7 protein-coding genes are annotated in these 7,551 nt (G+C 72.3%); 6 read left to right on the top strand and 1 reads right to left on the bottom strand.

Annotated features, from left to right (window positions below):
* The first annotated feature begins 401 nt into the window (after positions 1–401).
* The 6 genes from AB0J21_RS20815 to AB0J21_RS20790 all read left to right on the top strand — a co-directional run bounded on the left by AB0J21_RS20815 (position 402) and on the right by AB0J21_RS20790 (position 7,101).
* On the top strand, positions 402–794 hold the full coding sequence (locus AB0J21_RS20815) for an ATP-binding protein (protein WP_363147638.1): 393 nt from the start codon (positions 402–404) through the stop codon (positions 792–794).
* Between the two features lie 559 nt (positions 795–1,353).
* Positions 1,354–2,598 (top strand): SpoIIE family protein phosphatase, encoded by a 1,245-nt coding sequence (locus tag AB0J21_RS20810; protein WP_363147505.1) that lies wholly within the window; start codon positions 1,354–1,356, stop codon positions 2,596–2,598.
* Entirely contained in the window at positions 2,595–4,256 is a 1,662-nt protein-coding gene (locus AB0J21_RS20805) for an ATP-binding protein (RefSeq protein ID WP_363147504.1), read from the top strand. Before AB0J21_RS20810 ends, AB0J21_RS20805 begins: the two co-directional genes overlap by 4 nt.
* Positions 4,253–4,699 (top strand): response regulator, encoded by a 447-nt coding sequence (locus AB0J21_RS20800; RefSeq protein WP_363147503.1) that lies wholly within the window; start codon positions 4,253–4,255, stop codon positions 4,697–4,699. The genes AB0J21_RS20805 and AB0J21_RS20800 overlap by 4 nt, the downstream gene beginning before the upstream one ends.
* 154 nt (positions 4,700–4,853) lie before the next feature.
* Positions 4,854–6,695 (top strand): asparagine synthase (glutamine-hydrolyzing), encoded by a 1,842-nt coding sequence (gene asnB / locus AB0J21_RS20795; protein WP_363147502.1) that lies wholly within the window; start codon positions 4,854–4,856, stop codon positions 6,693–6,695.
* 151 nt (positions 6,696–6,846) lie between these two features.
* Positions 6,847–7,101, top strand: coding sequence for a DUF5133 domain-containing protein (locus AB0J21_RS20790; RefSeq protein WP_363147501.1), 255 nt, complete (start codon positions 6,847–6,849; stop codon positions 7,099–7,101).
* Positions 7,102–7,129: 28 nt separating this feature from the next.
* On the opposite strand, the gene AB0J21_RS20785 is transcribed toward AB0J21_RS20790, so the two are convergent.
* On the bottom strand, positions 7,130–7,393 hold the full coding sequence (locus tag AB0J21_RS20785; protein ID WP_363147500.1) for a WhiB family transcriptional regulator: 264 nt from the start codon (positions 7,391–7,393) through the stop codon (positions 7,130–7,132).
* Positions 7,394–7,551: the final 158 nt, after the last annotated feature.

Below are 7,551 nucleotides of genomic sequence, written 5' to 3'. Positions count from 1 at the left end.
TGCCGCCTGTGACGCCCGTACGCCCATCTTCGCCGCCGCGTCGTTCTGTTTGGGGCGGCGGCCCCGTAATTCCGTCGCGACCGCCCGTCGTCATGGGAAACGGCCGCCCTCCGGGATTCCCGGCCCCCCTCTCCTGCGCCTTACTGAGCCGGTACCGACCGTGCCGCATCAGGGCCGATACGTTTCCGCACGTTTCACCGCGACGAACCCGGGAAAGACGAAAGGCCGCCGTGGGCGATCGGCCTATTGCGGCGAAGGCTTTTCCGTTCCGGTGCGGTCCTTTCCCTTTTCAGGAAGTCGTCACGGGGTAGGTATTCCTTCGATACCGAAGTGGAGTTGCCGAAGCTCCTCGTGACGGGGTGAAAACGATGCACCACCCGTACCTGACCGCGCAGGACCTGATGACCGGACTTGACCAGCCGGTCGCCGAGCACCACAGTCGCCCCGCCCTCGCGGCGGACGCCAGGGAGGCCGTCCGCGTGTTCCTCGCCGGGCTCAGCCCCGCCGTGGCCGCGCAGACCGCCCAGCATTTGCTGCTGCTCGTCTCCGAACTGGTGACGAACGCCCTGCGGCACGCCGGGGCGGTGACCGCCCTGCGGCTGCGCGCCGACCGGCACCGGCTGACGGTGACCGTGGAGGACCCGAGCCCCGTGCCGCCCCGCGAGCGCGTCCCCGACCTGAGCGGCAGCGCCGGCGGCTTCGGCTGGCCCATGGTGCTGCGCATGGCGGACGGGGTCACGGTCCGGCCCACCCCCGCGGGCGGGAAGACGGTGGTCGCGACCCTGGCCAGGTGACGGTGACGGCCTGAAGGCCGAAGCGTCGGCGACCGCCCTGAAGTACGGCGAAAACCGCGCAGTCACCGCCTTCCGGTGCGACCGGGAGGAAAGCCCGCAATGCGGCGCCGGGGTCGCCCCGGGCAGGAGGAGCGGAACTCCGCGGATGCCCGTGCGGGGCGCATGAATCTCGTGGGTCCGATGCACGGACAAGGCGCGGACAAGGGCGGAACCGGGCCGGCCCGCACGGGCCGGCCGCCGCACCGCGTCGACTGCTCCCGGGTCTCTCCGCCCGTCACCGGCGTGGGCCGGAAAGCGGGCGGCGGACATTAGCCCCCCGCGGGCCCGGCAATTCGCGTCGTCCGTCCCGCGGCCCGGACCGGCGCCGCGTACCCGGCGCACTCGCCGCCCCGCCGGACTCCCGGTTCGCGGCTTTGGCGAAGGGCCTCCCCGCGGCGCCCCCTCCCCGGGGAAAGCAAGACGGAACACCGGCGTTGGACGAGTTCGAATGCAAGTATGCTTCGTACTTGTCTCGCAGAGGTCCGGCACATGGACGCCTGCTCTCCGGTGGGGGTGTGAAGTGGCCGATCGGCCCACGGGGCTCGATTCCGCGCTGCCACGACCGCGGTCCACGAGTCATGATCCCGGCTGGGATCTCGACGCGACCCTGGTCCTGGTGGAGGACGACGCGGGAGACGCGCTCCTGGTCACCGAATACCTCGCCGACAGCGCCCTGAGCCTGGAGGCGACATGGTGCAAGACGCTCGCCGAGGCCCAGTCCACGCTCGCCACCATCCGCGGACCCGTGTGCGTCCTGCTCGACCTGCACCTGCCCGACGTGCACGGCCTCGACGCCGTACGCCGGGTCCGCTCGGCCGCGCCGGACGCCGCGATCATCGTCCTGACCGGCCTGTCCGAGAGCGAGATCGGCCTTGACGCCGTCGCCCAGGGCGCCCAGGACTACCTGCTGAAGAACCGCGTCGAACCCGAGACCCTGGGCCGCGCCGTCCGCTACGCCCTCCAGCGCAAGCAGGTGGAGCGTGCCTCCGCCGCCCTCCAGGCCGGCCGGCTGCGGGCCGAGGAGAACGCCCGCCTCGAACGCGGACTGCTGCCCACCCCGCTGCTGCGCGAGCCCGCCGACTTCTCCGTCGTCGCCCGGTACGAACCCGGTCGCGACCACGCCCTGCTGGGCGGGGACTTCTACGACGTCGTCCAGACCGCCGACGGCACCGTGCACGCCGTGGTCGGCGACGTCTCCGGGCACGGCGCGGCCGAGGCCGCCCTCGGCGTGTGTCTGCGGGTCGCGTGGCGGGCCGCCGTGCTCACCGGCTGCGTCGGCTCCGCGCAGGCCCGCCTGCTCAACGAGATCCTGTGCGCGGAACGGGCCGGGGACCACGTCTTCGCGACCTACGTCGCCATGCGTTTCTCCCCCGACCGCCGCACGCTTCGGACCGTGCGCGCCGGCCACCACGGCCTGCTCGTGCGCACCGAGGACAGCGTCGACTGGTACGAGCCCGAGGGCGGCATGGCGCTCGGACTGCTCGGCGGGGACGTCGACGCCGACGCCTGGCCCGAGGCGGCCCTGTCGACCGACCCCCGTACCGCCGTCGTCGCCTGCACCGACGGCCTCTTCGAAGGCCGCACCGGACCCCGCACTCGTCTGGGCGAGAGCGGACTGCTCGACCTGGCCCGCCGGCACAACGGCCGCGGCGGCCAGGACTTCGTGGACACCGTCGTCGAGGAGGTCACCGCGCTCGCCGCTCCGGCGGGCGGCCTCTCCGACGACCTCGCCGTACTGCACCTCGCCTGGGAGCGCCCCGAATGACATCCCCCACCCCGGCCGAGCGGGAGCAGCCCAGGAAGCCGCTCACCAGCAGGCTGTCCGTCCAGGGCTGGATACACCTCGTCCTCGTCCTCATGGCCCTCCTCGTCGTCGCCGGCGCCGCCACCGGCGCGGGCCTGCTGTCCCGCAGCGGCGACCGCACCTCCGACCTCGTCGACCGCATCCAGCCCGCGAGGTCCGCGTCCTTCCGGTTGCAGAAGGCACTGCTCGACCAGGAGACCGCGGTGCGCGGCTACGCCCTGACCGGCGACAAGAGCTTCCTCGCGCCCTACGCCGAGGGCCAGAAGGACGAGAAGACCTTCGGGGACGGCGCCGCCCGCCGCCTCGGGGACTACCCCAAGCCGCTGGCCGACCTCGCCGCCATCCGCAGGGAGGCCGAGGAGTGGCGCCGCGAGACGGCCCGCCCGCTGATCGCGAGGGTCGACGAGAAGGGCTCCGTGCCCACCGGCACCCTGGAGGCCAGCAAGCGCAGCTTCGACGGCATCCGCGCCCTGTTCAACCGGCAGATCGCGGACCTCGACGCGGTCCGCGACCAGGCCGGCCGCGAACTCGACGACGCCGAGGGGCTGCGCGACTGGACCTTCGTCGCCATCCTGATCGCCTTCCTCGCCTGCGGGGGTGTGCTCGCCGTCCTCCTGCACCGCATCGTCGGCCGGCCGCTGCGCGGTCTGGAGACCCGCGCCCAGAAGGTCAGCAGGGGCGACTTCGAGCAGGGCATCGCCATCGAGGGCCCCTCCGACGTACAGGCCCTCGGGCTCGCAGTCGAGGAGATGCGCCGGCGCATCGTCTCCGAACTCTCCGAGTCCCGGGCCCGCGAGCAACTGCTCGCGCAGCGCACCGCCGACCTCGACGCGCAGACCGCCGAACTCCAGCGGTCCAACGCCGAGCTGGAGCAGTTCGCCTACGTCGCCTCGCACGACCTCCAGGAACCGCTGCGCAAGATCGCCTCCTTCTGCCAGCTCCTGGAGAAGCGTTACGGGGACCAGCTCGACGCCCGCGGAAAGCAGTACATCGACTTCGCGGTGGACGGCGCCAAGCGCATGCAGGTCCTCATCAACGACCTGCTCGCGTTCTCCCGCGTCGGGCGGCTCGGCGGCGAACTCGTGGAACTGCCGCTGGAGAAGACCCTGGAGCGCGCGCTGAGCGACCTCCAGGTGCCCATCGAGGAGTCCGGGGCCGTCATCGAACGCGAGGGGGAGCTGCCCGTCGTCAACGGCGACCGCACCACCCTGACCATGCTGTGGCAGAACCTCCTCGGCAACGCCGTCAAGTTCCGCCACCCCGACCGCGCCCCCCGCATCACCGTCTCCTGCGTCCGGGACGGCGACCTGTGGCGGTTCGCCGTCACCGACAACGGCATCGGCGTCCCCGAGGAGTTCGGCGAGAAGGTCTTCGTGATCTTCCAGCGCCTGCACAGCCGTGAGGAGTACGGCGGCACCGGAATCGGCCTCGCCCTGTGCCGGAAGATCGTCGAGCACCACGGCGGGGACATCGGTCTCGACCACTCCGTCGAAGAAGGCGCCCGGGTGTGCTTCACTCTCCCGGTGCGCAGCGAGTCCCCGGCCGGGCCGGGGGAGGACGACCCGTCGGTCCCGGCCCAGCACGACACCACCTCCGCACCGCTTGGAGCAGCCCAGTGAACACCCCCGTGGAGCCCATCGAGGTCCTCCTCGTCGAGGACGACCCCGGCGACGAGCTGATGACCCGCGAGGCATTCGAGGACAACAAGATCCGCAACACCCTGCACGTCGTACGCGACGGGCAGGAGGCGCTCGACTTCCTCTACCACCAGGGCGAGCACGCCGACGCGCCGCGCCCCGACCTGATCCTGCTCGACCTCAACCTGCCGAAGTACGACGGCCGGCAGGTCCTGGAGCGGATCAAGTCCGACGACAACCTCGCCCACATCCCCGTCGTGGTGCTCACCACCTCCTCCGCCGAGGAGGACATCCTGCGCAGCTACCGGCTGCACGCCAACGCGTACGTCACCAAGCCCGTGGACCTCGACCAGTTCATCGCGGCCGTACGGCAGATCGACGACTTCTTCGTGACCGTCGTACGCCTCCCGCGCACGGCGCAGTAGGGCGCGCGGCGGCCGAGGACATCCGCCCCCGGCCGCCACCTGCCGCACCCCTGCCCCGTTGACCCCGGAGCGGGCGCACACAGCGCGCCCGCCACACCGGCACCGGCGCACCCTTCCGACAGCGCCGGGTGCAGACGTCAGCGGAGGTAAAGAGATGTGCGGCATCACCGGCTGGATCGGCTTCGACCACGATCCGCGAACCGCCCGGGACACCCTGGACGCCATGACGGCCACGATGGCCTGCCGGGGCCCCGACGAACGGGGCACCTGGACCGAGGGGCCCGCGGCCCTCGGCCACCGCAGGCTCGCCGTCATCGACCTGCCCGGCGGCCGGCAGCCGATGACCCTCGACACCCCCGGCGGCCCGATCGCGCTCGTGTACTCCGGGGAGACGTACAACCACCCCGAGCTGCGCGCCGAACTGCGCTCGCGCGGCCACCGCTTCACCACCGCCTCCGACACCGAGGTCGTCCTGCGCGGCTACCTGGAATGGGGCGAGCAGGTCGCCGAGCGCCTCAACGGCATGTACGCCTTCGCCGTGTACGACGGCCGCAGCCGCCGGCTGGTCCTGATCCGCGACCGCCTCGGCGTCAAGCCCCTCTTCTACCACCCCACCCCCGACGGGGTGCTGTTCGGCTCCGAGCCCAAGGCGATCCTCGCCCACCCGGGAGTGCGCCCCCGCATCCGCACGAGCGGGCTGCGGGAACTCTTCGCCTTCGTCAAGACCCCCGGGCACGGCGTCTGGGACGGGATGCACGAGGTCGAGCCCGGCACGGTCCTCACCGTCGACGAGCGCGGCACCCGCCGACGCGTCTACTGGAGCCTGCGGACCCGCCCGCACACCGACGACCGGGACACCACGATCGCCACCGTCCGCGCGACCCTGGAGGACGCCGTGCGCCGTCAGCTCGTCGCCGACGTCCCGCACGGAGTCCTGCTGTCCGGCGGACTCGACTCCTCCGCGCTCACCGGTCTCGCGGCCCGCCAACTCGCCGGGAGTGAAGAGACCCTGCGCACCTTCTCCGTAGACTTCGCCGGACAGGCCGAGAACTTCGTCGCCGACCAGGTGCGCGCCACGACCGACTCCCCGTACGTCCGCGACGTCGCGCACACCCACCGCACCGACCACCACGACCTCGTCCTGGACGCCCACACTCTTGCCGGTCTCGACGCGCGCGCCGCGATGGTCCGCGCCCGCGACCTGCCCCTGGGCCTGGGCGACCTCGACACCTCGCTCCTGCTGCTCTTCCGCGCCGTCCGCGAACAGGCGACCGTCGCGCTGTCCGGGGAGTCGGCCGACGAGGTGTTCGGCGGCTACCTGCACTTCTTCCACCAAGAGGCGCGCGAGGCCGAGATGTTCCCCTGGCTCGTGCGGATCGCCGAGCACTTCGGCGAGGACTCCACCGTCCTGCGTCCCGAGGCCGTCCGCGCCCTCGACCTCCCGGCCTTCCTGCGGCAGAGCTACGCCGAGGCCGTCGCCCAGGTGGAACGCCTCGAAGGGGAGAGCGACTTCGAGTACCGGATGCGCCGGATCAGCCACCTGCACCTGACCCGGTTCGTCCGCATCCTGCTCGACCGCAAGGACCGCGCGAGCATGGCGGTCGGGCTGGAGGTGCGGGTCCCGTTCTGCGACCACCACCTGGTCGAGTACGTCTACAACACCCCGTGGGCGCTCAAGTCCTTCGACGGGCGGGAGAAGAGCCTGCTGCGCGCGGCCGTCCGCGACGTGCTCCCGCGCTCCGTCCACGGCCGCGTCAAGAGCCCGTACCCCTCGACCCGGGACCCCAAGTACGCGGCGGCCCTCCAGGACCAGGCCAGGGAACTGCTGAGCCGCCCAGGGCATCCGGTGTTCACCCTGGTCGACGCCGACCGGGTGCGCGCCCTGGCCGGCCGCGAGGACCTGCCCTCGACTCAGGCCGCCCGGCGCGGACTTGAACGCACCCTCGACCTCGCCCTGTGGTACGAGCTCTACCAGCCGGACGTGATCCTCGACTGAGACGGCACCGGCATCCGCGCCGGGACGTCGTCCCGCGGCGATCTTCTTCCTTCGCGCGGGTGTGCGAGGAGTGCGCAGGGGCAGACGGAGGGCAGCCGAAGATCGAAGTCTCCGCCCGACCGGCGGACCGTCACGACACCGGAGGCCCCTCGTGCTGCTCGCCCACCCCGTGATCCTGCGCAACCTCGTCGAGCGTCACCACGCCCTGAGGGTGCTGGAGGCCGAGCGCGGAGGCCCCGAGGCCCGGCGTGAACTGGCCGAAGTCTCCTCGCTGTTGTGTGTGGCGACCGGAACGAGCGATGTGGACGCCGCGCTCATCGCGGCCGTGCACGGTCTGCCCGGGGCGCGGGTCGCCGACGACTCCCTGCTCAGCGAGGGGCGGGACGTGAGCGGGCTGCGCGGCTGACACGTCGCCGTCGCCGGCCGGCTCGGGCTCAGCGCCCGACGCCGCCCGCGGACCGGAGCCGGTTCGCCCGGCGGCGGCTCAGCGTGGCCCGCTCCCGCTCGTCCAGCCCGCCCCAGATCCCGGCGCGCTGACGGCTCTCCAGGGCCCATTCGAGGCACTGCTGCCGCACCGGGCAGCCGGCGCACACCTGCTTGGCCTCCTCCCGCTGCCGGGCTCCCGGGCCCTCGCTGCTCACCGGGAAGAACAGCTCCGGGTCGGTGCCGATGCAGGCCGCGTGGTGAATCCATTCCACGACGTGTCACTCCTCGGGTACTCGGGAATTCGGACGGTCCTGTTCCGACCCGGGTGACCGTGTGACGTACGCCCAAACATCGCCGGGGCGGCGGCGCGTGGTACGGGCGGCCGAAGGGGCCGCGGCCACAGCGAAGCACGTGCGCCCGCACAGGCTCC

The organism is Streptomyces sp. NPDC049954 (genome assembly GCF_040656295.1).
GTDB lineage: Bacteria > Actinomycetota > Actinomycetes > Streptomycetales > Streptomycetaceae > Streptomyces.
The sequence above is the reverse complement of the archived record's forward strand: the minus strand, read 5'-3'. Positions and strand labels throughout refer to the sequence as shown.